This is a genomic window from Brevibacillus brevis (genome assembly GCF_031583145.1).
Taxonomy (GTDB): domain Bacteria; phylum Bacillota; class Bacilli; order Brevibacillales; family Brevibacillaceae; genus Brevibacillus; species Brevibacillus brevis_E.
The window spans coordinates 5,684,069-5,708,367 of sequence record NZ_CP134050.1 but is presented as its reverse complement, the minus strand read 5'-3'; the positions used below and the strand labels follow the sequence as shown (position 1 = coordinate 5,708,367).

The 24,299-nt window shown below is 48.4% G+C and carries 15 protein-coding genes and 1 riboswitch; of the genes, 11 read left to right on the top strand and 4 right to left on the bottom strand.

What is annotated here, in order from left to right; all coding sequences use genetic code 11:
* Positions 1-260: 260 nt before the first annotated feature.
* Positions 261-449, bottom strand: a complete 189-nt coding sequence (locus tag RGB73_RS28150) for a hypothetical protein (protein WP_310766634.1) — start codon at positions 447-449, stop codon at positions 261-263.
* A 1,995-nt stretch (positions 450-2,444) separates the two neighbouring features.
* Here RGB73_RS28150 and RGB73_RS28145 point away from each other — a divergent pair.
* Both RGB73_RS28145 and RGB73_RS28140 read left to right on the top strand, forming a co-directional pair.
* Positions 2,445-3,308 carry a tyrosine-type recombinase/integrase gene (locus tag RGB73_RS28145; RefSeq protein ID WP_310766633.1) on the top strand — a complete coding sequence of 288 codons (864 nt, stop codon included), beginning with the start codon at positions 2,445-2,447 and terminating at the stop codon, positions 3,306-3,308.
* A gap of 43 nt (positions 3,309-3,351) precedes the next feature.
* Entirely contained in the window at positions 3,352-4,161 is an 810-nt protein-coding gene (locus RGB73_RS28140) for a hypothetical protein (RefSeq protein WP_310766631.1), read from the top strand.
* Between the two features lie 729 nt (positions 4,162-4,890).
* On the opposite strand, the gene RGB73_RS28135 is transcribed toward RGB73_RS28140, so the two are convergent.
* From RGB73_RS28135 to RGB73_RS28125, 3 genes are all read right to left on the bottom strand, one after another.
* On the bottom strand, positions 4,891-7,635 hold the full coding sequence (locus tag RGB73_RS28135; protein ID WP_310766629.1) for a sugar-binding domain protein: 2,745 nt from the start codon (positions 7,633-7,635) through the stop codon (positions 4,891-4,893).
* A gap of 541 nt (positions 7,636-8,176) precedes the next feature.
* Entirely contained in the window at positions 8,177-8,662 is a 486-nt protein-coding gene (locus RGB73_RS28130) for a hypothetical protein (RefSeq protein ID WP_310766627.1), read from the bottom strand.
* A gap of 94 nt (positions 8,663-8,756) precedes the next feature.
* A complete protein-coding gene (locus RGB73_RS28125; protein ID WP_310766625.1) occupies positions 8,757-9,401 on the bottom strand; it encodes a hypothetical protein in 645 nt (214 codons plus the stop codon).
* A 489-nt stretch (positions 9,402-9,890) separates the two neighbouring features.
* On the opposite strand from RGB73_RS28125, the gene RGB73_RS28120 reads away from it, so the two are divergent.
* The 9 genes from RGB73_RS28120 (at position 9,891) to RGB73_RS28080 (ending at position 24,027) form a co-directional block, all read left to right on the top strand.
* Positions 9,891-10,328, top strand: coding sequence for a hypothetical protein (locus RGB73_RS28120; RefSeq protein ID WP_310766624.1), 438 nt, complete (start codon positions 9,891-9,893; stop codon positions 10,326-10,328).
* Positions 10,329-10,953: 625 nt separating this feature from the next.
* Positions 10,954-13,587 (top strand): EAL domain-containing protein, encoded by a 2,634-nt coding sequence (locus tag RGB73_RS28115; RefSeq protein WP_310766622.1) that lies wholly within the window; start codon positions 10,954-10,956, stop codon positions 13,585-13,587.
* Positions 13,588-13,739: 152 nt separating this feature from the next.
* A complete protein-coding gene (locus tag RGB73_RS28110; RefSeq protein ID WP_310766621.1) occupies positions 13,740-14,870 on the top strand; it encodes a copper amine oxidase N-terminal domain-containing protein in 1,131 nt (376 codons plus the stop codon).
* 297 nt (positions 14,871-15,167) lie between these two features.
* Positions 15,168-17,204, top strand: coding sequence for a S8 family serine peptidase (locus RGB73_RS28105; protein WP_310766620.1), 2,037 nt, complete (start codon positions 15,168-15,170; stop codon positions 17,202-17,204).
* 378 nt (positions 17,205-17,582) lie between these two features.
* The gene (locus tag RGB73_RS28100) at positions 17,583-18,527 is read left to right on the top strand and encodes an accessory Sec system S-layer assembly protein (protein ID WP_310766618.1); all 945 of its coding nucleotides are present in this window, start codon (positions 17,583-17,585) and stop codon (positions 18,525-18,527) included.
* Positions 18,528-18,625: 98 nt separating this feature from the next.
* Positions 18,626-19,570, top strand: a complete 945-nt coding sequence (locus RGB73_RS28095) for an SLAP domain-containing protein (protein WP_310766616.1) — start codon at positions 18,626-18,628, stop codon at positions 19,568-19,570.
* A gap of 50 nt (positions 19,571-19,620) precedes the next feature.
* Entirely contained in the window at positions 19,621-20,616 is a 996-nt protein-coding gene (locus tag RGB73_RS28090) for an SLAP domain-containing protein (protein WP_310766614.1), read from the top strand.
* Between the two features lie 346 nt (positions 20,617-20,962).
* Positions 20,963-23,524, top strand: coding sequence for a S8 family serine peptidase (locus tag RGB73_RS28085; protein WP_310766612.1), 2,562 nt, complete (start codon positions 20,963-20,965; stop codon positions 23,522-23,524).
* Positions 23,525-23,574: 50 nt separating this feature from the next.
* Positions 23,575-24,027 carry a hypothetical protein gene (locus RGB73_RS28080; RefSeq protein ID WP_310766611.1) on the top strand — a complete coding sequence of 151 codons (453 nt, stop codon included), beginning with the start codon at positions 23,575-23,577 and terminating at the stop codon, positions 24,025-24,027.
* A 53-nt stretch (positions 24,028-24,080) separates the two neighbouring features.
* Positions 24,081-24,182, top strand: a riboswitch (SAM riboswitch).
* Positions 24,183-24,299: the final 117 nt, after the last annotated feature.

Genomic DNA, 24,299 nt, shown 5'->3' with positions numbered 1-24,299 from the left:
CACTTTATATAGCTCTTTCGGCTGATCCGTTTCCATCATCATTAGCTTGTCTTTACGCTGCAAATCCTCTCTGTAATACGCTGCACATTCTCACTGCAAAACGCTCAAGACCAGTGAATCTAAATTGCATCCCTTGCTACTCAATAAGAGTCTGCATTGAATCATATTTGATACTCACTGAAGAATATAAAAACTACAGTTAGTCCAAAAGACAAAGACCGCTGGAAGCTCCCAGCCGTCTAGCTTTTGTTAGCTTGTTTTTAGCTCAACCACATTGCAAACAGGTAGATTCCTACAAGGCCCACAGCTGCCCTCGCATTTCCAGCTAAAAACCTTGGAACGAACCGCTCAACAACGATTAACACTAAGATCATCTGAACGATCCAGATACCCAGTTTTAGAGCCAACAGATTCAAGTCTCCTGTGTCAACTCTCAAATCCAAACCCATGTTTTCTCCCTCCAAACTCTGCATTCGACTCCATCATGACAATTCCTTCCTGACAAACGTAACAACTCAAAACTCAAACATATATTATTTCCTTGAATCAAGAATGAGAGGAGTTGTTGTACATGCTTTTTCCGAATCTACCAACCAAGGCATTAGGAGTTAATTTTACCCTGTACTCCCTTACAAGAAAAGAGGCTGGAAGCTTCAGAAGAACATCATCAGCGAGCACTACCGCATGAGAACGTCCGCCAGGTATGGAGCAACGATGAGGTAGAGAGCTGGGACGCTATTCGCAAGTTTACATCTGGAGGCAACGAGTAGCACCGCACTAAGCCAATAAACTGGTTAAAGGTCTTTTGTGTTTTAGGAAGGTAAACGAAAATGAACTCGATCGAGCGGTTTGAGCAGTACCTTGGCGAAAATGGGATTGCGCCCAAAACCATAGGGTTATACGTCGGCGATGAGTGTGTGCCTAAAGGGAATGGGCATGAGTAGCCAATCGTTTTAAAACGTTTCTTCGTTTCCATCTACTAAAACCACCTCATGGAAAACAAGTATGCGGTGTCAACGATCAATAAAAAGAGTATATCCGGTCAGAACGACAGTTAAATAAGCACAGGGCAAATCCTACCTCTGCTCAGTGAACGAGCCGAGAAGCTGCACAAGGATGCCGTAAACACGCTCCTGAAAGGCTTGGAGGGGGCAGATCGGTTTCAGACCGTACCCCCATAAATTTCGCCACACCTTTTGTTCCCTACTGCTCAAAAGGTGTGCCACCCACAACGGTTAGTAAGCTGGCAGGCCACGCTCAAATCCAGACGATGGCCCACTCAACATCAGCCGTTAGGACAAGGAACAGGCGGTAGCATTACTGCAGAAAGGGAGCTATAAAAATGAGTCCTGTTCAGGAAGGGTACCATGCTTTTCTGTTTCCCGAGCAAAAACCGTTTTTATATCAGATTTCGAGCGGATCTAGTGAATCTGATCAAAAAGTAAGGAAAGGTCTGAAAAGAAGTTTCGGGAAGGCCTCCGACAGCTACAGATATAATACGACTCCTCCTAAAAGACATTATTAAAAGCCCACTGTGAATGGCCCTTGCTCTGTTTCAATATCTCCGTACCTACCGTTAATTTTACTCGGAGTTTGGGGGAAGCACATAACAGGACTATATGCGACATAAAAAGTGCCTGTCTGGGTATGTCCAGAAAGGACAGGGAAAAGCAGAAGTAACGGGAAAATCAGTATTTTGTATGGCGCCCCCTAAACACGGTTTGTTGCTCTTGTACCTTGCTGATTAGGATAAAAGTGAAAACGGAGAACGATCAGGATCGAAGAAGGAAACTGCATCTAAATTGTTACTTATTTTGTAACCAAATCGTTGTTGAATAAGTAAACAATTATACCTAGGAAAATGTTCACGAAATGTAAGTGTAATGATTTATAAGTAGCTGTTACATAATCGATGATCTAACTAACGACGTTCGCATTGATTTGATTCCGTTGATAAAATAAGAACTCATTCCGGAATGTTATTTCATAAATATTGAACTACTTACAAAGAATTTAGCGTTAGTAACCATATTGGTTAATTATTATTAAATTACCATTAAATATAATAAAAAAACAAAAAAGAGACCAACAATAACTCGATATCATTTGTTATGGGTTTAATGACCTAGAACAACAGTCAAATTTTATAACGATTAAAAAGCGTGAAAAAAGTCCTATCTATATAGACGTTGAAAACCCTTATCACTAGTGTTAAAATTACCCATCGAGGTAGAAAATGCTTCCATATTCTTAATCATTCTACTGAAACTGGTACCTGTTCAAAAGAATATTCTAGTCGTAGATATCTATTATGCTTTTTTATTTCGATGTGTTTTTCATTACCTGTAGAAGCCCATACTTTTAGGGAAAGGTCTTTTATTCGTTACAGGATAGTTATTATCCTAACGGATTGGCAATGTATAAGAAAAAGGTGAATCTAGAGAATGTTGCTTAAAAATGCTATCCAAAGTTTTTTGCAGTATTTGTCATCCATTGATCGCAGTACCGAGACAATCAGTGGATACAGTAAAGATCTGGAATCGTTTCAGAGGTACCTGGAGTACAAGTATAATTGCGAGTGCTACATCGATGAATTAGTCACCAGCGATATCGAGGATTTTCTTTATTATCTCAAGGAAAAACGGGGATACGCTCCTGCCAGCCGATCAAGAAATCTACATACGCTCCGTTCCTTTTTTACGTACGCATACAAGAAGGAACTAGTCATGAGAAACATAGCGCTGTCCGTTGAGAAAATAAGCGTGCAGCAAAAAGAAAGAACGTACCTGTCTGATGAAGAAGTAGACCAACTGGCAAATGCAATCGACCATGATTTAATCCGTCTGGTTGTATTTGTCCTATATATGACGGGAATGCGGATCTCCGAATGTTTGAATTTGACATTGGACGACGTTGATCTTGTGCGCAAAGTCATCCATGTCAGAGCAGGTAAAGGAAACAAAGACCGCTTGATTCCGATCTCAAACCGCTTGATTCCATTGCTTGAGTCCTACGTTGAGAACAAACGTCCTTCTGTCCACTCCAACTTATTTTTTTGCACTAAAAAAACGGGTAAGCTGTCCCCTGTCTATGTCAATAGAGGTTTGGCAGACGCCGCACAAAAACTGGGCTGGAATAAAAAGATTACAGCGCACATTCTCCGCCACAGCTTTGCTAGTCAACTGGTGAAGAAGGACGTTAATTTGGTTCAAATTCAAAAATTGCTGGGGCATTCCTCGCTAAAAGTGACCAGTATCTATACGCATACGGACATGGATCAATTAACAGAAGCTGTGAATAATCTTTAAACCAAAATAGAGAGAGAAATTCATTCGTGTAGGAGTGCAATGTATGGAGTCAATAAACCAAAAGAAGTATACCGAAGAGGACAGAGCAAAGGAAATACAACGAGCCTTCGTCAAAGGCAAGACGAGAGATGAGATCGCCAAGGAATTCGGCTACAAAAATTACAAGACGCTCGACATCTATATGCGGAGAAAAAACTATTGCTGGGATTCGAGCAAGAAAAATTATGTTCCTGCACAAAGCCGTCTGGAAAAGCTGAACATTGACCAAGAGGCAAGCACGTCCTCCAATGTTTCACTAATCATCTCCATGTTTCAAAAGGGAGATACAGATGCGAAAACCATTGCCAAAAGACTTGGCTTTTCCGATCATCGAGAACTGGCTGCTTTCATGAAAGCAAAAGGTTATAAATGGTCATCAGAGGTTGGGAACTACCAAAAGGTCCATGGCCTCGTTATGGAAGACGATACGCATGCTGAGCATAGTGACGACATGCAAACAGATGATGGAAATAGTGCAATGCATGTGAATACCAAATGGAGTCGTTCAGAGATTGCACAAATGGAACAGTTTTTGCCACTTTTGGACATGCTCCAAAGACATAGAGATAAACTGGTCGATCTCATTCTGCCTGGCTCGGGGGCCGGGCAAGTTCCCAGATACGTTGTCCCTGGTATCTTCATCACGAAGTCCGTACATATGGCAAATACACTGGATCAATTGGTTCGAGAGTACAGTAAGGAAAAAAACATCAGTCAACGGGATATATTCGCAATCGCATTGATTGATTTCTTTCGGCGATACGGATATGAGCGGGAAGTGGAAGTATTGCTCGGAAGCAACCACTCAAGATGAACAGATAGATCAAATAAATAAGGAAAAAAGGATTGCAGATAAAGCGTATCTGCAATCCTTTTTGTTTGGAGAATTTACAACGCCCATTGCAAGTTCTCATAATCCTTATCCGCTGACTGGGTTCCTTCGCTCCGGCCAGTTTTCTCCTCCCCGGTTGTGTTGCCACTCCGAGTACAATCGGCAAGCCATCCTCACTACTACGAACCCGCCGCCATCTTATCAGCCTCGTTGGTGCTATCCCACCTCTTCTGATAAGACTTCAAACGTTCCACCTTGTCTATCCCTTTTTTTGCTGACCGTAGGTCCCCACTATACAATCCGAGAAAAACAGGTTTAACAGCCCGAATTGTCCCTGTTTCGTCTGTGCGATCGAACACACAGCGGCTATTGCCAAACCCCTAGCGCTTGTTTTACCTGGCAAAAGCTATCTCGTATTGGGTCAACATGGATTCGTCGCCTGACCATAGCCAGCTTTTAAGGAGCCCCGCCTTGCATCCCAGCAAGTACGACTTCACCTGACTTCACGGGAACAGTTGGTATAGGACTGCCTTCCGTGCAGGAGGATTAAGCACATGAGTAGTTAGGCTGTTCTCATGGATTGGAATTGCACCAATCAATTCGACAGGGCAGTTAGAGAGAAACCCCTCAGACGGTATGTTGCATTGTCAAAGGGGTTTTCTCCACTTCTTTCACTCAGATGAGTTTAGGAAGTAACGTTTCGTGATTTTATTAAGAGATTTTCTTTCCATCAAAGGTTGCTTCAGCGGTTGCCAGATCTTCTTTCGCTTTGTCCAATTGGCCTTTGGTCGAGGCTGCATCATCGAGTACAGATTTAGCTGCATCGATAGCTGTTTTGAACTCTGCTTTGGAACCTGTAGCATAATCCCCAGGGTTTGTACCTTCATTTGCGGCATCATACTTGCTTTGTGCAGCTTCGATAGCATTGTTCAGTGCTGTTTTTGCAGCAGCCAAATCGTCAAAAGCTTTACGTGCATCCGTTACTGTTTTTTCAGCAGCTGCTACTTTTTCTTCCAGAGCTGTTTTGTCTGCACCAGCAGCAACCTTAGCAACTTTTGCTTTTGCATCATCAAGAGCGTCTTCTGCAGCAGTCAGGTTATTTTCAACAGTCAGGTCAGCTTTCGCAGCTGTTTCCAGAGCTTCTACAGCGTCTTGTGCAGCTTTGAGTGCAGCTGCAGCATCACCGTTGAATTTAGTGCGAGCATCCGCGACAGTTTTCTTCGCAACGGTTACTTTCGCAGCCAGATATTCTTTATCGGAGCCAGCTGCTACTTTTGCAACTGCTGCTTCAGCGTCTGCCACAGCTTTTTCGGCTGCAACCAGATTAGCTTCACTTGTCAGATCTGCATCTACTGCTGTTTCCATAGCTTTTACGGCATCTTGAGCAGCTTTCAGGTTAGCAGCAGCGTCCCCTTCCGCTTTCTTCAGATCAGCAATTGTCTTCTCGGCAGCTTCCAAGGTTGCTATGTTTTTCACCAATGCTTTTTGAGCATCGGACAGTTTGTCAAACTCTGCTCGAGCATCTACTACTTTCTGCTCATCTGCAAGAGTGATAGTTGCAGGCAGTGCCGCGATTTGGTTATCTACTGCTTTGGCTGCGTCTGCATCGGCAGGCTCAACACCAAGCCCTGCTTTGAAGCTGATTTCGTACTCTCCAGTCAGTTTAGTACCTTTCGTAGATTTCAGGCTCTTAGAGAGTGTAATTACATTGTTGTGATTCGCGGAAAGTGTTCCATCCGGCAATGTGATGGTTACAATATCGACGCCTGGAATATTGTCGGAATCACTTACAGTGAGTTTTGTATCCTCTGGCAATTTCACACCATCTAACAGGTAGTTGGACGGGTTAACTGCGTTCTCGATTGTTCCTGTGTACTGTACGTCAGCCGTAAAGTCGAGAACAATGGTATCTTTTCCTTTACCGTTCAGATAACCTTTTACTCCGTTGTAAGGTCCATCTTGGTAAGAACCTTTTACCATGAACACTTCTGTAGCAGCAGCCAAATCAACCTTGAAGTTGTAGGTCAAGGATGCAGCAGTGTTACCTACATCATCGGAGATGGAGCGAACTACAAGTGTCCAGTTCTTGTCTCCGCCAGCTTTTACAATATCCTCAAGTTTGCGTTGATCATCAGCTACGTTGACAATAAATTTCTTATCGGATTTATCATCTCCGGTGTACTCAACAACTTTACCTTTGATAGTTACAGCATTTCCATCCTTGTCTTTACCCAAGAATTCAATGATTGGGTTTGGAACGCCTGTGTCTGCATCATTTTCATTTGGGTTTTGAAGTTGAGCAGCGGTATTACCAGCATTGTCTTTTGTAGCAGCATTAGGCAACTTAACTGGCTCATTCATGCTGACAACAAAGTGCTTAATCGCATCAGCTGCTTTGACAACCTCGAAGCCGGAAATCACAGGGCTTGCTGTGTCAGGTGTGTTCAGAGCAGAACCGCTAAAGTTGAGAGGCAGAATGATTTCTGCATTCTTTTTACCGTTAGCTGGATTAGTAACGGATTCTTTAGCAATTACCAACCGATATTGATCGTTGTAGTAGTTGGTGTTGTTTTTGGATGTGTCATAAATCTTAGTCCAGTCCTTAGTCAACTCGAGTACATACTCGGACTTAGGTTTGGTAGCCTGCTCAAGAACAAGGTGTTCATTGTGAGCATCTACCCATTGATCAGCAGCGCCGTTTTGACCTTTAACAAGTTTTTGCAGTCTGACATCACTCAGATCGAAGTCGTTCACTTCTTTATTAAAGGCAATGCGGAATTGCTCAGGAGACTCAACGGATACTGTTGCATTTGGTACTGAAGGATCCGCTTCTACAGCAAAGTCCAGGGTTTGGTTAGTAGAAATATTTTTCGGATCAGTCAACCCAGCATAGTCTTTGATATTAGAGAGTTGTACAGAGTGAATACCTGCAGTGAGGTAGTCAACTGTAGTGACTGTTACAGTATCTCTCTCATCTTCAAGTGTAGCTTGGTTGAAATCGTTGAACTTAACATTTGCAATCTTTGTCAGGTCACCATCAAGTTGGATATCGGCTTCGGCGACAGACTCAGAGAATTTTACAACGACAGTTTTCAAGCCTTGCGCTACTACGGATGTAGCTTCAGGTTTACGAGCGTCAGTCAAGATGAAATCTGCTTGAGCTTTTTTCTCACCATTGCTGCTTGGTTGAGTGATCTCAACATGAACAGCTTTGTTATCTTCCAGTTGATTGTCCTTAATCAGATTTCCAGCAGCATCTCTAGTGTGGAGTACCAGTTCAAGAGCTTTGCTGTTTCCGGACACCGGTTTGAAACCGCGAACCTGTTTAGGAATTTCTTTACCCGTCTCATCCAGTTGGGTAACCTTTACAGTTACACCATCATTCAGCACAGCATTCCCATCTGCATCAACAACGAATTTCTTGGTATCTTCGTCGTATTTTACAAAGTCTGCCACTTTTGCATCTTTATCGTAGTAGAGAGTGATACGATCAGCCTGGTTGGACTCAGCTTTCGTTACAACTGGTTTTTCAACCGTTGGATCTGTTCCAATTTCCAGTTTAAAGAATACATTTTTCGTAGCAACAACTTTACCAATCAGATCTTTGTAATCGCCAGATGCTTCAATGATTTGAGCATCGATTTTCGATACCAGATCTTTTTGGCTGAATTCGGAAGTAGCACAAACCTTAACTTCTCTTGCGAATTGACAGAAAACTCTTCAGGTATTGGTATTGCTCGCTTTTTTGATTGAGAATTACCCATCATTTGTAGAAAAAAGGAATTTGGAGCATACGGAAAACAAATGAATGGAAAAAAAACGAATATGGAACAAGCGAAATCAATGAGTTTGTCTAAAAATTGCCTTAATATCGATAAAATGGAAAAACCCTTAGGGAGAAACAAACCTAAGGGTTTTTTTTAGGCAACTTCAATTAAGGTATTTCGACATAAGCTCGGGCAGCCTTGGTTCTTAAGAAGACAAAGCGTCTAATGGGCTAAGGCTGTTGGATCGTGGATAGCTCCAAGCCAATAATCGTGTACACAGCTAATTTGTCTTCGTTCAAGAGCTGGAATTCATAATTCTCAGGAGAAAAAAGCGCTTTTTCTTCATCGCTTGTCAGTTTCTCCTTCAGCTTGATTTGCTGAGAGAGGGTATACGTTCCGTCCGTACTGCTTGGGTCAAACGGAACAACGGGAGGAGACTCCACAAGCAACTGGGCGATTTTTTCACTCCCCATCACATCGCCGAAAGTAAAATAGACGGGACTTTCTGTATCCATCATTTTTTCTCGCAGTTCAGGGGACAACCATATTTTGATGCTCAGGCTTGCCAAATTGCCATCTCTCTTTATTTCCAAGACAGAGTTCTTCATGTGCTGTCCATTGATCTCGGTAGAGTAATCCGTAATCGATTTATAGGACTTGGTCGCCTTGGTTGTCGCTGGTACTGTTTCTTGGTTTAAGGTACCGCTTTTGTTCACTGGAGTAGGCTCCGATTGACATCCAGTCAGAGCAAAGAGGAGAAGGGAGCACGTTGTCCAAATGGTTAGCGCAGTTTTGATTTTTACGGGTTGATTACAACGGTTGTGGGTCTTTGTCGGCGTATTCTTTATACGAGTAGTCAGCATAGACACGTGTGGACTTTACCGCCTTCCCATCGATGTATTTGGTGATATACCCTTTTGTGTCAACGGCTTTTGATCCATATTCGATCGTGGTCACGCTTCTGGCAGGGATGTTCCAGGTGTAAGTAGTGGTTGTAGTGGTCTCTGTTCCAAAGGAAACCTCGGCGTTGAACCCTACCTTCGCTTCGATCAGCCCCATATTGAATTTGCCTTCGCCTGACGTACCTACCTTGCCTGTTAAGAAGGTTTTCCTGGAAACAGACCGTGTAACCGTATCGGTTAAATTGCTTCGATTGGTTACTTCCGCTTCGAAACTTTTGGATTTGTATTTTTGCGTTTTGGTTTCTTCGTAGTCTGTTCCGTTGTAATCCAATCGGTAAGGCTTCATGATTGATTTGCTATTTTCTTTCGTGATGACCTGAAAATCATAATTGACTGGTGTATCCCACACTTTTTCAACAATCTCTAGTTGGCCGACTTTCTCCTTGGTAACGGCAGGTTCAATCGAATGCTTGGATTGGGCAAAAGCAGTTACTCCAGGTGATACTAAAGTGCTTACGAGTGCAGTAGCGAGCGTTAGCTTCTTGAATGACATTTTTGATTACCTCCATTTTCCATTTTATACATAATACCATAAAATTTGGAAGAGCTAGTATTTTTGAATTTTCTGCAAAAAGGAAACGGTAGAAAAGATGAGCTCCGACTCAAAGCCCTTATCATCTCAAAGTTATTCATGCTCACAGAGCCTATAGTAAATGAGCACTTCTTAAGTAGTTGATCGCACGCCGTGCCCTATGAAAGTCGGTCGGCACGGTGTAGGTTAAAAAGAATTCCTTTTTGAAGATAAGGGTATAAGACGAGATTAGCGGTATTCCTCCCTCAGCTACAGGTATAGTGGATAATGGAGTTATACGGCTATTACATTTGGCTTAGAGGTACTGACGAATCCTAGTAAACAAGCGGGGGTTACGTTCTTATAATAATGACAATGGAAAAAAATAGATATTTCGGAGTGAAAAATATTGTAATAATATGGTTATTTAAACTAAAATATGGTGGAATCCAATATTAGGAGATGGTAGAAATGAAAAAATTAGCTAAGTACGTACTCTTATCCTTACTAACGGCAACTTTTGTGATTCCATCCGATGTTCTGGCCGCTAGTTCCCCAACCACTACAAATGCTGTTTCTCCTGCTTCTACCACAACAGAAGTTTTAAGAGTAACCCAACTTGGTAATGGCGAGTATGCTGATTCAGCGTTTATCTACATGAATACATCCGGAACGATGTCGTTTGTTGTAACACAAAGCTCAAATATCAATCCGGCTTACGTAAATTATAAGCTTATTAAACCTGAACCAGATGGTACAGCCACGATCTGGGGAAGTGCTGTATTTGAAGGAGATGGTACCTTTAGTTTCACAAGTAAACCTAATCTTCCAGTCGGCACTTACTACCTTCGTGCAAAAAGCCTGGTGCGTGGACGAACTGCAGTAACTGCTACTGTTACTACCCCATAGCATTGGGTCAATAAGGCTTCCCTGAGGGAGGCCTTTTTCCTTGCTTAACTAAATTTTTGCATCTTTTGTGCCCCTTAAAAGCGAGCTATGGCCAGATGCGAAAGAACCCAGCCAGCGGATAAGAAGGGACGAGAACTTACAGCCAGTATTACAAGCTTTTCACTTCGGATGCCAAAGGTAGAAAGAGTACCAGGATTGCTCATACCAACCGGGCAGTCCTTTTTGCATTTCTCCAATACTATTTCTTCTCTATTAACAGTCTGTACGTGAGCTATTCATAGACAGACAAACCGGTCAGACGAACAGGATGGGCATCGCGATCCTCGTTCAAACGCGAACAGCACAGCAGGAATGTTTGCAACGGTCCGCATCGGGGAACAGAGTATCTGTGGATGTTTTCCTTCCGCGTACAGCTAGAGCAATATCCGGGATCGGTGTGAGGTGACACGATGATACGATGATACACTCCTATAATCTCATTCTTGTTGGTTTGTCCGTAATGGTTGCAATGGGGACATTGTATGCAGCATTTGACCTCTACCTCCGCAGAAAACTCGCTCAACCACGTATCGGAAGTATATGGATACTCGGAATTTCGTTGATGGTGACGTTTGGAATCTCGTGCATGCACTTCGTGGGAACCCTTTCCTACCATCCCTTTAACCAATTGAAGGTGAATCTCCTATTGGTATGGGCTTCCTTGCTTACGGGGGCAGCTGGGACTTACGTGGCGTTTTACCGTTTTAGTCAAGAAGAGAACGCCGTCGTAAGCAGCAGTTTGATCATGGGACTGAGCATCGGAGCGATGCACTTTTTCGGCATGGAGGCTTTTTATGACCAGATCGTGATGCGTTACAATATACCGTTAGTGCTCTTGTCGATTGGAATCGCCATGCCGGGGACGTACCTTGCCCTGAGGTGGGTCCGTACATGCAGCAGTCACGATTGCAAGCGGGTAAAGCTGAGAAGCGGGGTGACCATGGGGGCCTCCGTCCTGGGCCTGCACTACACGGCTATGGCAGCGGCCACGATATCGACTACACTTCCCGGAACCGGTGTTTTTCAATTGAGCATGGATACGACAGCGATGGCGGAAAGCTTGGGCATTTTGACGATTGGGCTGTTGCTGCTTGTTTTGCTTGGGGCGAAAATAAAGGACAGAATTACGAATCAATCCTTGCAGTTAAAAACCAATGAGCAATACTATCAGTCTCTCTATCAGGAAAATCCCAACATGGTATTGACCTTGGATACGGACGGGAATTTTTTGCACGCGAATAAAGTCATCGAATCGTATGGGTATACAGAAGGGGAACTGTTGCATCAATCATTTATTCCTTATATTGTCCCAGAGTATCTGCCAAATACGATCGAACAGTTCCAACGTGCTTTGCAGGGCGAACCCGCGACATACGAATCGGCGATTTACAGTAAAATGGGGGAGCGATTTGAGGTCAGCATTACGAATATCCCCATTATCGTGGAGGACCGAGTCGTCGGCGTGTACGGGATCCTGACAGATATTACGTCCCAAAAAAAGGCGCAGAAAGCACTGGAAGAAACCGAAGCGAAGTATCGGAGCCTGGCCGAAGACGCCTTGGTAGGCACCTACATCATACAGGATGGAAAGATCGTGTATGCCAATCAGAAGCTGACCGACATGTTTGGCGTCACGGAAGCAGAGATCGTCCAGCTGAATATACTAGACTTCATCTGCGAAGAAGATCATGCTTTGATGAGCGGGAATTTGAACAAACACGAAAAAGAGGGATGCCCCTTTACGCACTGCCAATATCGGGCGAAAAAGAAGGATCAAACGGAATTTTACGTGGAAATTCACGGCTCGACTACGAACTACGAAGGAAGGCCTGCGATTATCGGGACCGTCATCGATGTGACGGATCGCAAGAAAGCGGAAGATACCATTGCCTATATGGCCTACCATGACTCCTTGACGGGGCTTAAGAATCGGTATCATTTTTGCAATCAGTTGGGCACTTTGTTAGCAGACGGATCTCCGATTGTTCTCTTTTTGATGGATTTGGACCATTTTAAATTGATAAATGACGCACTGGGACATGAGATCGGCGACCGGATGATCAAGGCGGTGGCGGAAAGGCTCAAGGAGTACGTCCAGCGTGAAGGGAATTTGGCGCGGGGTGCGGGAGATGAATTTTTGATTTCGATTCCCCGCATGAGCAGGCAAGAGGCAGCGGCGTTTGCCCGACGCTTGCTTGACTGCTTTGCCGATCCTTTTTACGTCGATGAGTATGAATTGTACACCACGCCCAGTATCGGGATCAGTTGTTATCCATCGGACGGAGAAGGGGAAAGCGAGGAGCTCATTCGCAGGGCGGATGCAGCCATGAATCTGGTGAAGAGAAGCGGCAAGAACAATTTTCAGTTTTACCAAATGACTCAGGCGAAAAATGACTTGGAGTCATTGAAAATCGAGACGAATTTGCGAAAAGCGCTGGAACGGGACGAGTTTTTGCTCAATTACCAGCCAAAGCTCGATTTGGCTTCGGGGAAAGTCAGCGGAGTGGAGGCATTGATTCGGTGGAAGCATCCGCAAAAAGGGTTCATATCGCCAGCGGATTTTATCCCCTTGGCGGAAAAGACGGGGTTGATTATCCCGATCGGGGAATGGGTGCTGCGAACGGCATGCATGCAGGCGGTGGCTTGGCAAAAGGCGGGACTGCCCGCGTTTGAAATCTCTGTCAACCTGTCCGTCCGGCAACTGTATCAGCCCTATTTACTGGAAAAGATTCAAGGGATTTTGGAAGAGTCGGGGCTGGATCCGGCCTATCTGGAACTTGAGATTACGGAAAGCATCATGATGGACAGCGAACATGCGTTGAAGATTTTAAACGAGCTGAGGAGCCTGGGGATTAAAATAAGCCTGGACGATTTCGGGACCGGATTCAGTTCCCTTCATTATTTGAAGGAAGCGCCGATCACGAAAATCAAGATCGATCAATCGTTTGTGCGGAATTGTACGACCGATTCGAATGACGCTACCATTGTAAAGACGATTATCGTCATGACACAACAGCTGAATCTGGAGGTAAACGCCGAGGGGGTAGAGTCGGAGGATCATCTGGCGTTTCTGCAAAAATATCATTGCAACGAAGCACAGGGCTACTACTTCAGTCAACCATTGACGGCGGATGAATTTGCCAGGCAGTTCTCCCGCATGGAGCGTATCGTGAGTCCATCTGAAGAGGCGTGGGACGAGAATATCATGAAAAGCCGTTAACTTCGATAGGATTCGGTTCGAATTTGACAGCCCGCTCTGCAGGCAAACTAGGTTAACAGGGCATTTTCTGGTAACCTCCTACTTTTGGGATATGAATCATCAGGTGTCAATTGCCGATAAACCTACTAAAGTACTCCTAGGAGGAATCATCGATGATAAAAAAATGGTTGTTTTCCAGCCTTGTCCTCACACTGTTAGCTGCCACCCCGATGGCAGGGGTCGTCCATGCGGAAAAAACGATGAAAGCAGATGGAAAAGGTAGCGGAAAGCCGGAGAAGCCTGAGAAACAGGACAAGCCGGAGAAACCGGAGAAGCCAGAGAAGCCAGAGAAACCGGAGAAGCCGGACAAGCCGGAGAAACCGGAGAAGCCAGAGAAACCAGAGAAACCGGGAAAGACGGATGAACCTGGTAAACGAGACGAAACAGAAAAGCCGGAGAAAAACGCTTCACCTGATGAGACATCCACGCCGGAGGAAGGCACGGCTACTGATGGCGGTGAAGCCACTTCGGAACCGGCAACGCCGGATGGTACTCAGCCGGTTACAAAGAAAGAGGCTGTTCGGCAGGCGGTAAAAACCAAGAAGGAACTGATCGAGCTTCGTCAGCAGTTGAAAAATGCTACGGAGATCACAGAGGAACTAAAGGCAAAGTACGAGGAGCTAACGACTCTTTTGGAACAGCAGTCGGAACTGAAGCAGGCTCTGGAGGTTCAAAAGGAGCTGCTGGACCGTTTTTATAAACCGGGAGACACCGAGCAATTTACAAAGCTGGGCGAACTGTATGAGCAAACGGGAGAAGAGGGGCTGAGCACGTTCGTCAACGGCACAGAGGTGGAGATGGAGGCCCGGCCATATGTGGACAAGGGGCGTGCTCTCGTCCCTGTACGTGCGATCAGCATGGCCTTGAAAGCGAAAGTCAACTGGAACGCAGAAGCTCGCACAGTAGAAGTAGTTCGTGGCGATACGGTTATCACGCTTTCCCCGGATAAAAACGAAGCAGTGGTGAACGGAACGACGGTGAAAATGGAGACCGCTCCCGTAATCAGGCAGGGCCGCGTATTCCTGCCGCTCCGATTCATTGGGGAACAGCTAAAGGCAAACGTAACCTATCAGGACAAAGGGGACATTATCATCATCGATGATACCGATACAAATGGAACGGAACCTGGGTCAGGGGCAGATCCAGCTGAGGTTGAAACAGCACCGACAACTGAAAATGGTGACGGTGGCGATCCGACGACTGCTGCGGATAACCCTGATGAACTGCCAACGACTGGTGAGTGATCAATCGGCGCTGTGAGTAATGACTAGTTCATCGTAGGGTTTACTTCTTTACTCCGAACATGGGTAGAACGTATTCCAGTGCATTCCTTTTTGAGACCCTCAGATGAGATTCTGAGGGGTTTTTTATCAATAACAACGACGATCTGCTTGCTTCAAAAGCAATTCTAAGTCGCCGACCGTACACTGGACTCACCCGAAGGAGAAGCACACGCTCCGAACTGTTTCCCGCTGGTTTTCCCCGAGCCGAAAACGGGTAGGGAACTAGAAAGAGAGTAGAGCAGAGAAGGAGAAGGAGACATGAGAGGAATCCCTGCCAAAACCCTATGCGGAAAAATGCTGGTGGCGCTTGCAGTCTGCAGCGTATCCCTGCAAGCCGGATGGACCGTCACGTACGCTGCCGATTCAGACAAGACCGCTGTCAGAGAGCAGATCAAGAAGAGCGACACAGGAGAGTACATCGTCAAGTTCCGCAAAGGCGCAACCAAAAACGCCACGATGCTGCGCGCAGAGAGCGGTGGGGCTTCCCTCTCGGAGCAAGGCGACCGGCATGTGCTGCTCCGGATGAATAAAGGCGCGGAGGACAAGACCTTGGAGTCGCTGGCGGCGGATCCGAATGTCGAATACATCGAGCCGAACATCCGTATGTATGCAGCCGACACCTCCATTGACGACGAGTATTATCCAGAGCAGTGGGGATTGGATCAGATTCAGGCTCCCGCAGCGTGGGATGCAGCGAGTGGGGACCATGATGTCGTCGTCGCCGTGCTGGATACCGGGGTCGATTACCGGCATCCCGATCTGGCAGGAAGGGTCGATACCAAACGTGACTACGACTATGTCAACGATGACAACGACGCCCGGGATGACGAGGGGCACGGCACTCATGTAGCGGGAATTATTGCGGCCAAGCTCGATTCCGCCGGCATTGCCGGAGTGGCCGGGGACCGGAACGTTTCGATCCTTCCGATGAAGGTGCTGAACCAAAAGGGCGAGGGTGACATGTACAACATCGCGACAGCCATCATGGATGCGGCCGATCTAGGAGCCGACGTGATCAACCTAAGCCTGGGAGGCGAGTGGGACGAGGCAGTGAATGGAAAGCCGAAGCTGCTGACAGAGGCGGTGCAGTACGCCATGGACAAAGGGGCCCTGGTCGTGGCGGCGGCAGGCAATGACAGCGCAGACGTCGAGCGATACGTCCCGGCTTCGATCTCCGGTGTCGTCACAGTAAGCGCGGTAGACTCGAAGCGAAAGCTGGCCAGCTTCTCGAACTACGGCTCCAGTGTGGATCTGGCAGCTCCCGGTGTGGACATCCTGAGTACGTATCCGGGAGGACGGTACGCCTTCGGGAGCGGGACCTCCCAGGCGACACCGTTCGTCTCCGGGGTGGCGGCGCTGCTCAAGGCAAGCGAGCCGGACATGACCGTAGCCGAGCTGACACGTCGGCTGCAGGATACCGCGACGGACCTGGGCAAGATCGGCAGGGATGACCTGTACGGATATGGGCTGGTCAATGCCTATCAGGCTGTGGGAAGCAAGAAGGCTGCCTCCCCAGCTCCTGTCAGCGTAAAAAGCCTGAAGGCGAACAAGAGCAAGCTGTCCCTGCACCCCGAAGGGACGGGGACGATTACCTTGACCGCCTCTCTTTCTGACGGCACCAAGTCGGAGGTAGCTGCCGCAGACGTCGAATGGAAATCGAAAAACAATAAAATCGCTACAGTGGAAAACGGAATCGTCACGGCGGCAGGCTTCGGGAAGACCACGATTACGGCCAGCTATGGAGGCAAGACAGTGTCCGTTCCGGTAGACATAACAGTGACACGGCTGACGGCTGCCAAGACATCTATAGCGCTCAAGCCAGGCATGACATATCCCATCGAGCTTGTGGCCACATACGGAGACCAGACGCGGGAAGCGGTGGACGCGGAGCAGATCACCTGGACCTCGTCGGATAAAGGTGTCGCGGCCTATCAGGAGGGGCGGATCTCTGCTGCGGGCTTTGGATTGGCGACTGTGACATTGTCCTACGGAGGCAAATCTGTAAAAGTCAGCGTGGACACCCGCCTGAAGCAGCTCCAGGCCGATGCGGCGAAAGTAACGCTGCGGGCCGGCGAGACTTTCACCCCGACGATTGAGGCGACCTACAGCGACAAATCGAAAGAGCAGGTCGCGGACGGAATCGTTTGGACGACGTCAAACGAAAAGGTAGCGAGCGTGAACGACGCGGGGGAAATTTCGGCAGTAGCAAAAGGCATCGCCACGATTACCGCGAAGTACGGCAAGAAAGCGGTACGAATCTCTATTACGGTAAAAACGCCAGACAGCAGCAGCTAGTCTGGCGTTTCCTTATGAGACCGGTAAAAAAGGGCCAGCTGAGGAGGTCAGCTGGCATATTCATTCCCAAGAACATTCGTTTACCAATGCTTATTTTAACAATAGAGAGCATTTATGTAAACCTATTGCGCATATGGAAAAAGGTTACATATTACAATGGCGCTTCCATTCCTTGACATGGCTTGAGCTTGCAGGTATCCTAACAAATATTACCCGCGGGGAGAAGGCGGCCGCAGGGAACAACTTTCCCGAACGGACGCGAGAAACAGCACGGGAAAGATGCCAAGTTTTCGATGTTGCAAACGAATGCCACTGTGCTATAGTGAATGACGAACAGGAACTCTATATTATAGGTAGAGAAAAGTTGGGAGAGACGGTATGCTATCCTTCTTGAAAAATTTATTGGGGAATACGCCAACACGTGATGAGGTCAGGCAGCACGTGCAGGAAGAGTCTATTCTGCCCGCTACTGATACCGAACAGTCACATCAGGAATCGCTTCAGGAATCAAAAACACAAGCGGGTGTCGTGACGGCACTCTCCCTGCATGAAACGTGGGAATCAAAGCTGAGCAGCCAGGAGAAATACGCGCTGTCCTTTATGGCGCAGGAATTGGAGCCGCTTCAAGAAGGCCATATTTCATTAGCGGGCACCTCGCTCGTTCCGCACGATGCCGGGGTCGAAGTGACGGCATTTATCCGAAATAGCTCGGATCGCCCTGTACGTCTGGGAGAGACGACGCTGGTGGTATTGTTCGGGGATCAGCAGTTGTTTACCCGCCAGGTCTTTGACTTGTCCGAAATAGGGGAAATTCCGCCGCGATCCGCAAGACCGTGGTCGTTTGTATTTGAGCGGGAGCACTTTCTGCAAGTCGATGTCCTGCTGGTGAATTGGAAAGTCGCTTTTGAGATGGCGCAAAAGAAAATGGTGCTGCCGCAGCAGCTGGAGCTGGAAGAGTCGTGGATCAAGACGCTGTCGGATGAGCAAAAGAACTCGCTGATTGAGCTGGCAAAGCGACTGCCTTCTATTAAAGAAGGAGAGGTAAACATCCAGAGCGTGCAAGTCCGCCGCGACCAGGATGGGTCTCTGAATGTGATGCTGCTGATTCGCAACGGCTCGACCCAATCGCTTTCGTTTGAGAAGCTCCCACTGGTACTCCATGATGCGACGGGCGAGATCGTGGCCCAAGGTTTGTTCGAGCTGGGAAGTCTGACGGTGAATGCGAATACGAGCAAGCCGTGGCTATTTATCTTCCCGCCGGAAAGCATTCAAAAAGATGAGCCCGATTTTTCCCGTTGGAAGGTCAGTGTCCCGCAAGGTTGAGAATGATGGCGACGAGCAGGGCATTTGCCCCCTCTCGCATTATTGTTTATGATAATAAGATAGCTTCGGTCGTGTCCGGACGTGTGAGGAGGTAACACATGTTTTCGTTTTTGAAAAACTGGTTTGGAAAAGATGAAGAGGAACTGAAAAAGCAACTGCAAGAAGAAGTGGCGCTCGACGTCCATGAATTAAGTGACGCCGAAGCGGATTTCGAGAAAGAAGGACATGCGGAGGAAGGCACAGCAAGCGCGAGGGTACATACGGAGCTGTCCCTCCACCCGATCTGGGAGCAGGAGCTGGATGCCCAGAAAAAGTATACGTTGCGTTTCCTGCAGGCTGAATTGCCGGATATGCCCAAAGGCATGGTCAGCGTGACCGGTTTCAGCATGATTCCGCAGCCAAATGGCCTGACTGTGACGATGTTCTTCCGCAACTCGCTGGATAAGCCGGTACGTTTTAAACATGTTCGCTTGGCTATTTATCTCGACGACAAGCCGTTTGCACGGATGAGAGTCGACTTGTCCGAGATGGGAGCCATTCCTGCGAGATCGAGCCGTCCGTGGGAGATCCTGTTCCCGGAAGAAAGCTTCCTGCATGACAACTTTACGTTCAAGCGCTGGAAAGTCGTCATGAAAGCCGGGAAGAGCACGCATGTCTGGCCTAAATTTCTGGAAATCGACGCCGAGATGGAAAAGCGCATGACGGAGCGCCAAAAAGACCGTCTGGAGGCATTGGCCCATTCCTTGCCGCCTATTCCGGTAGACACCGTAGAAGTAACGGGCTTTGACATTGCAATGGCCAATGACGGCAGGCTGGTCGCGGGACTATTGTTCCGCAACGGTGCGAAGGAGATGTACAGTCCCGACAAGCTGCACATTACGATCTCGGATCAGGATGGGGATGTAGTGGCGAGAGGTTCCGTGGATGCCAGCAGTATCCAGGTGAAACCGGGTTCCATTCGCCCATGGGTGGTTGTATTCCCGCCACAGGCAGTGAAAAAACCAAATGCGAACCTGCGTAGATGGGTGCTTGAAGTAAAATAGCACCTCCCGATAGGCATATTCTCTTACAGCAGGGTTGAGGAGGCCGAATTATGAGTTGGTTGTTGGAAAACTGGTTTGGTTCCAAAGAGAGCTTGGAACAAGTACGTGAAGATATCCACGAGCATTTGCATAAAGAGTTTTACCTGGGGGTTTCGGGGATCGACCATCCCGAGCAGTCCTCCACGCGCATCCCTTCCGGAGAGCTCGAGCTGATTTTGAATGGTCCGTGGGAAAATCGCCTGGATGAGACGGAAGCGGAACTGCTGCAGTACATTCATGACGAGCTGCCTGCGGTCGTGCGCGATGAGATCGGAGTCGTGCCGTTCTTTACGCAAGTAACCGAAGAAGGGTACGTGATTCTGACTTACATTCGCAATGCAACCAGTCGCAGCGTGCTTTTGCAAAAGCTCCCGTTGACGCTGGTAACTGCGGAAGGCGAAGTGGTGGCCAAGAAGACGTTCAACCTGATTTCCTCCGGTCCGATTGGCGACCTGGCCAGCCGACCTTACGAATTTATTTTTCACTGGCATGAATTCAACAAGCTGCCTGAGAAGGAAGTTCCGCTGTTCCTGACATACCAAAAGCCGTCTGTAAAAAAAGCCGATACGCATAATGACCTGGCAGGCGTGCTTTCCTCCGAAGAGGCTGACAAGTACAAGGAAAAGGCCGAACAGTTGACTCCGGTAGAGCCGGGAGAAGTCGATCTGCAAGTGCTGGACCTCATGGCGGCCGAAAATGGCGGAATCCGTGTCGTGGTGGCTTTCCGCAATGGTCTGGAGAAACGCCTCGAATTTACGGAAGTGCCGATCATCGTCAACGACGAGCAGGGAGAGACTGTCGCGCGCGTTCAGTTCACGCTGGAAAACATGAAGGTAGAAGCGAACAGCTTCCGTGTGTGGGCTTTTGATATTCCTTCCACTTCCATCAAGAAGGAAGAGGTGGATCTGAGCAAGCTGGTCGCGGTCATTCCAAAAGCCCGGCAAAAAAAGCAACGTTCATCGAATCGCAATCGAGTAGTGGAGAGCAACAACGGTTTGTTGCAATAACAAAGAGACCCTTTTTGCCCCACGGTGAAAAGGGTTTTTCTAACTGAATCAGAAAGCATAACCTTCTCGTGACGACCTTCCAGTAAATCGCTTCGCTGTTACGTAACGTACTTTGTTAGACATTTTCTTACGGGCAACTCGGAAAGGCGGTTACCGATCCGAGCGAACATTCCAAATATTGGCTGAGTGTACTTGCGTGTCCCCTGTCCATTCCGCTATGCTAAGGGGAAGAAGGGACGTGCCTGAATTCCATGAAGTTTGGGCGGACGGGGACGAGTGAGCAGGAAGGAATGTTCTATCAAAACGCGTTCGTTTATTTTTGAACGGGCCACAATAGAGGTTTTTTATGAAAAAAGCGATATTAGCAGCAGTCGCGATCGCGATGGCGTTCACGATGACGATTGCGGATGTCGGACCGGCGATGGCTGCAGATGAATCAAATGACCGTTATTTCGATAATCAGCAGCATTTGACGCAAATTAAAGCGAACAAGGCATGGAACACAGTAAACAGCAATACTTCCAATATCATTGCGGTGCTGGATTCGGGAGCCGACTACAATCATCCCGATTTGAAGGACAACCTGTTGCCCGGCATCAATCTGGTATCCCCGGGCAAATCAGCCCAGGATGACAACGGTCACGGTACGGAAGTGATCGGGGTCCTGGCTGCGAAAGGGAACAATGGAATCGGGGTCTCAGGGGTCCTGTGGAATGCCAAGGTACTCCCCATCAAAGTGCTGGACAAGCGGGCGGTGGCTGATCTCGATCTCGTGGCGAAAGGGATCAACACGGCGCTGGACAAGGGCGCGAAGGTCATTCTGATGTCGGTTTCCAGCATGTCCTATTCGCGCGCGTTGACCAACGCCGTCAACCGTGCGGAAGCGGCAGGAGCTGTCTTGATCGCGGCGAGCGGCAATGAAGGCAACCGCGTCGCTTATCCAGCCGCCTATCCGACTGTGATCGCAGTAGGCGGGGTCAGGAGCAACAACCAGCCGATTTACGAGTCCAACTCCGGGCCGGAGTTGAATCTGATGGCGCCAGGCTTGAACGTCTATACGACGAAGCTGGGGGGCACGTATGGATCGTTTAGCGGGACGTCGGCTGCTGCTCCGCAAGTCGCCGGTGCCGCCGCCCTGATCATGGCGAAGTACCCCAAGCTAAAGCCGATCGATGTCCGCCAGCTGCTCTACCAGACCGCGACAGATCTGGGCCAGAGCGGCTGGGACAGAACGACAGGCTATGGATTGCTGGATGTGGATAAAGCGGTCAAAACTCCGATCTCCTACGACTTTCTGGAACCGAACAACCTGCGGTCCAAGGCCAAGGCTTTCCCCATCGAATCGCAAATTCGCGGGAACCTGGGGCCAAATGATACGGTTGACTGGTTCCGGATGGATGTCCCGTACGACGGAAAAGTGAGCCTGACAGCTTCCGTTACCTCAACGGTAGCATCTCCCATGGCCGCCACCTTTTATTCCGACAATCGGACGCCTGTCACGCACTACATCGGGAATGGCGATACGGTCACGGTCTCGGCGAAGGCGGGGAAGCTGGACATCAAGCTGGTGCGAAACGGTGGCGTGAATTCCTTTTCCTACGTGTTGACCAGCCGATTTACGATCAATCCGGACCGCAGCGAACCGAACGACACGATGGGCACTGCTCGGCCGCTGGTGGGCAATCAGATCAGCGTGACCGGCAACTTCCATGCAGAAGGCGATCAGGACTGGTTTTCTTACTACGTCCGCGAGTACGGCCATCTGACGGTTACTGTGACCCCGGACAACAAGCGCATGGATCCGGTGCTGGCAATCGGCAAGGAACAGGGAAAAAGCACGACCTGGGATCCACTGTACGACAACGGTGACCGCGACGATCCGACAGAACGCGCGCAAAAAGAAGTATCACCCGGCAAGTACTTCCTGCGGGTGAGCGAGTACGAGCAAAACGCGGTAAACGGCGAGTACCAGCTCGACCTCAACTTTACGCCGGTGAAAAAAGATGTAAATGAGCCGAACGATACATATCGCCAGGCGTCGAATTTGGCGGGCGGCAACCTGATGACAGGCACTTTGCCGACTGCGACGGATACTGACTGGTTCCAATTTACAGTCAGCAGCGAATCGTACGTCACGATTCGCGCTCCTTTCATCCCTGTGGCTTCGGGCGTGAGGATCGCTTTGTACAGCGCAAACAACTTCAACTACGCCTTGGCGTCCACGAATGAAGTGGCGGAGCTGTCCGACCAAGGAAAGGAAATTTTGAGTGCGCGGCTCAAACCAGGAAAATATTACATTCGGCTCAACAGCGGGGTTCCGTTTAAATACGATTTGTATCGCTTGACGGTCAACCAGCAGGTGTTGATCGGCGGATACCGGGATATCAGCAGCCATTGGGCCCGTTCCGAAATCGTCCGTCTCAGCTCGAGGGGTATCGTGAATGGATTCAAGGACGCCACATTCAAGCCGGATCAGGCGGTGACTCGCGCCCAGTTCGCGACCATGCTCATTTCGGCGATGCGGTCGAGCGGACTGCCTGTCCCGGCTTCGTACACAGGGAAAACGACCTTCCGCGACATGTCCAAAAAACACTGGGCATACAACAATTTGGGCATCGCCTATCAAGTCGGGATCATCAAAGGATACCCGAACAAGGAAATGAAACCCGATCGGGCCATTACCCGTGCCGAAATGGCCTCGATGATCGCCCGCGCCCAAAACGTGCTGCTGTATAAACGCAGTACCTCCAGCTACCGGGATGTGCCTACCAGCCACTGGGCTTCGCCTGCGATCGAAGCACTCACTTCCAGAGACTGGCTGCATGGCTACGGTTCCTCATTCAAGCCGCAAGGAATCGCTACCCGGGCGGAAGTTGTGGTACTTCTTGCGAAAGCATACAAATTTTAGCCAATCAGAACATTCAAGTGTTTACGGCAAAACTGGGGAGGATGACGACAATGAAATCAGTCACAAAAGGCTTTCTGGCAGCAGCAATCGGGGGCATGGCCATCTTCGCCACGCAGGCGATGGCGGACGGAGTGGGGGGAGTCCCTGGCTCCGTCGATGACCCAGTAGTGACGAAGAGCTACGTAGACCAGCAGATTCAGGCTGCAGGTGGCGGCGGAGGGGCAAGCACGCTGAAAGTCGTGGAGCTGAATCCCGGGCAGACGCTGTACGGCTTTGAAGGAACCGAGTTTATCGTCCGTACGGGTACCGTTCAAGCCGTAGCGGGAAATAAAGGGGACGGCCTGACTGATTTGACGGCAGGCGTGGACCTTAAAGGCGGTGCGATCGTCGGGGCCAATCACTTGCTCCTGATTGCCCGTTCCGACAATCGCGGATTGCGTCCCGCTGCCGGTTACAAAGGGGTTTCCCACGTCATGGTACGCGGCAAGTACGAGCTTCGGTAAAAGTCTATTGACACCACAGAAAAAAACAATTATTCTATAATCCGTAATGGATACTCTTATCCAGAGCAGGCGGAGGGACTGGCCCCATGAAGCCCGGCAACCGATTAGAGGCGGTGCTAACCAGCAGAACGGACATCTGTTCTGGCCGATAAGAGGATGAAGGAAGCAAAAAGCGCTCAAACCTTTTCCTCCTACATGTTGGAAAAGGTTTTTTTATTGCGTTTACGTCGATAAAATCCTGACTCGGCTACCACACTATTTGTATGAGGTCA

Excerpts from the sequence above, each read along its gene's own strand:
- RGB73_RS28140 (WP_310766631.1), top strand. The coding sequence starts at position 3,352 with ATGGAGTCAATAAACCAAAAGAAGTATACCGAAGAGGACAGAGCAAAG.
- RGB73_RS28125 (WP_310766625.1), bottom strand. The coding sequence starts at position 9,401 with ATGTCATTCAAGAAGCTAACGCTCGCTACTGCACTCGTAAGCACTTTA.
- RGB73_RS28110 (WP_310766621.1), top strand. The coding sequence starts at position 13,740 with ATGATAAAAAAATGGTTGTTTTCCAGCCTTGTCCTCACACTGTTAGCT.
- RGB73_RS28095 (WP_310766616.1), top strand. The coding sequence starts at position 18,626 with ATGTTTTCGTTTTTGAAAAACTGGTTTGGAAAAGATGAAGAGGAACTG.
- RGB73_RS28080 (WP_310766611.1), top strand. The coding sequence starts at position 23,575 with ATGAAATCAGTCACAAAAGGCTTTCTGGCAGCAGCAATCGGGGGCATG.
- RGB73_RS28145 (WP_310766633.1), top strand. The coding sequence starts at position 2,445 with ATGTTGCTTAAAAATGCTATCCAAAGTTTTTTGCAGTATTTGTCATCC.
- RGB73_RS28105 (WP_310766620.1), top strand. The coding sequence starts at position 15,168 with ATGAGAGGAATCCCTGCCAAAACCCTATGCGGAAAAATGCTGGTGGCG.
- RGB73_RS28150 (WP_310766634.1), bottom strand. The coding sequence starts at position 449 with ATGGGTTTGGATTTGAGAGTTGACACAGGAGACTTGAATCTGTTGGCT.
- RGB73_RS28120 (WP_310766624.1), top strand. The coding sequence starts at position 9,891 with ATGAAAAAATTAGCTAAGTACGTACTCTTATCCTTACTAACGGCAACT.
- RGB73_RS28090 (WP_310766614.1), top strand. The coding sequence starts at position 19,621 with ATGAGTTGGTTGTTGGAAAACTGGTTTGGTTCCAAAGAGAGCTTGGAA.
- RGB73_RS28115 (WP_310766622.1), top strand. The coding sequence starts at position 10,954 with ATGCACTTCGTGGGAACCCTTTCCTACCATCCCTTTAACCAATTGAAG.
- RGB73_RS28085 (WP_310766612.1), top strand. The coding sequence starts at position 20,963 with ATGAAAAAAGCGATATTAGCAGCAGTCGCGATCGCGATGGCGTTCACG.
- RGB73_RS28100 (WP_310766618.1), top strand. The coding sequence starts at position 17,583 with ATGCTATCCTTCTTGAAAAATTTATTGGGGAATACGCCAACACGTGAT.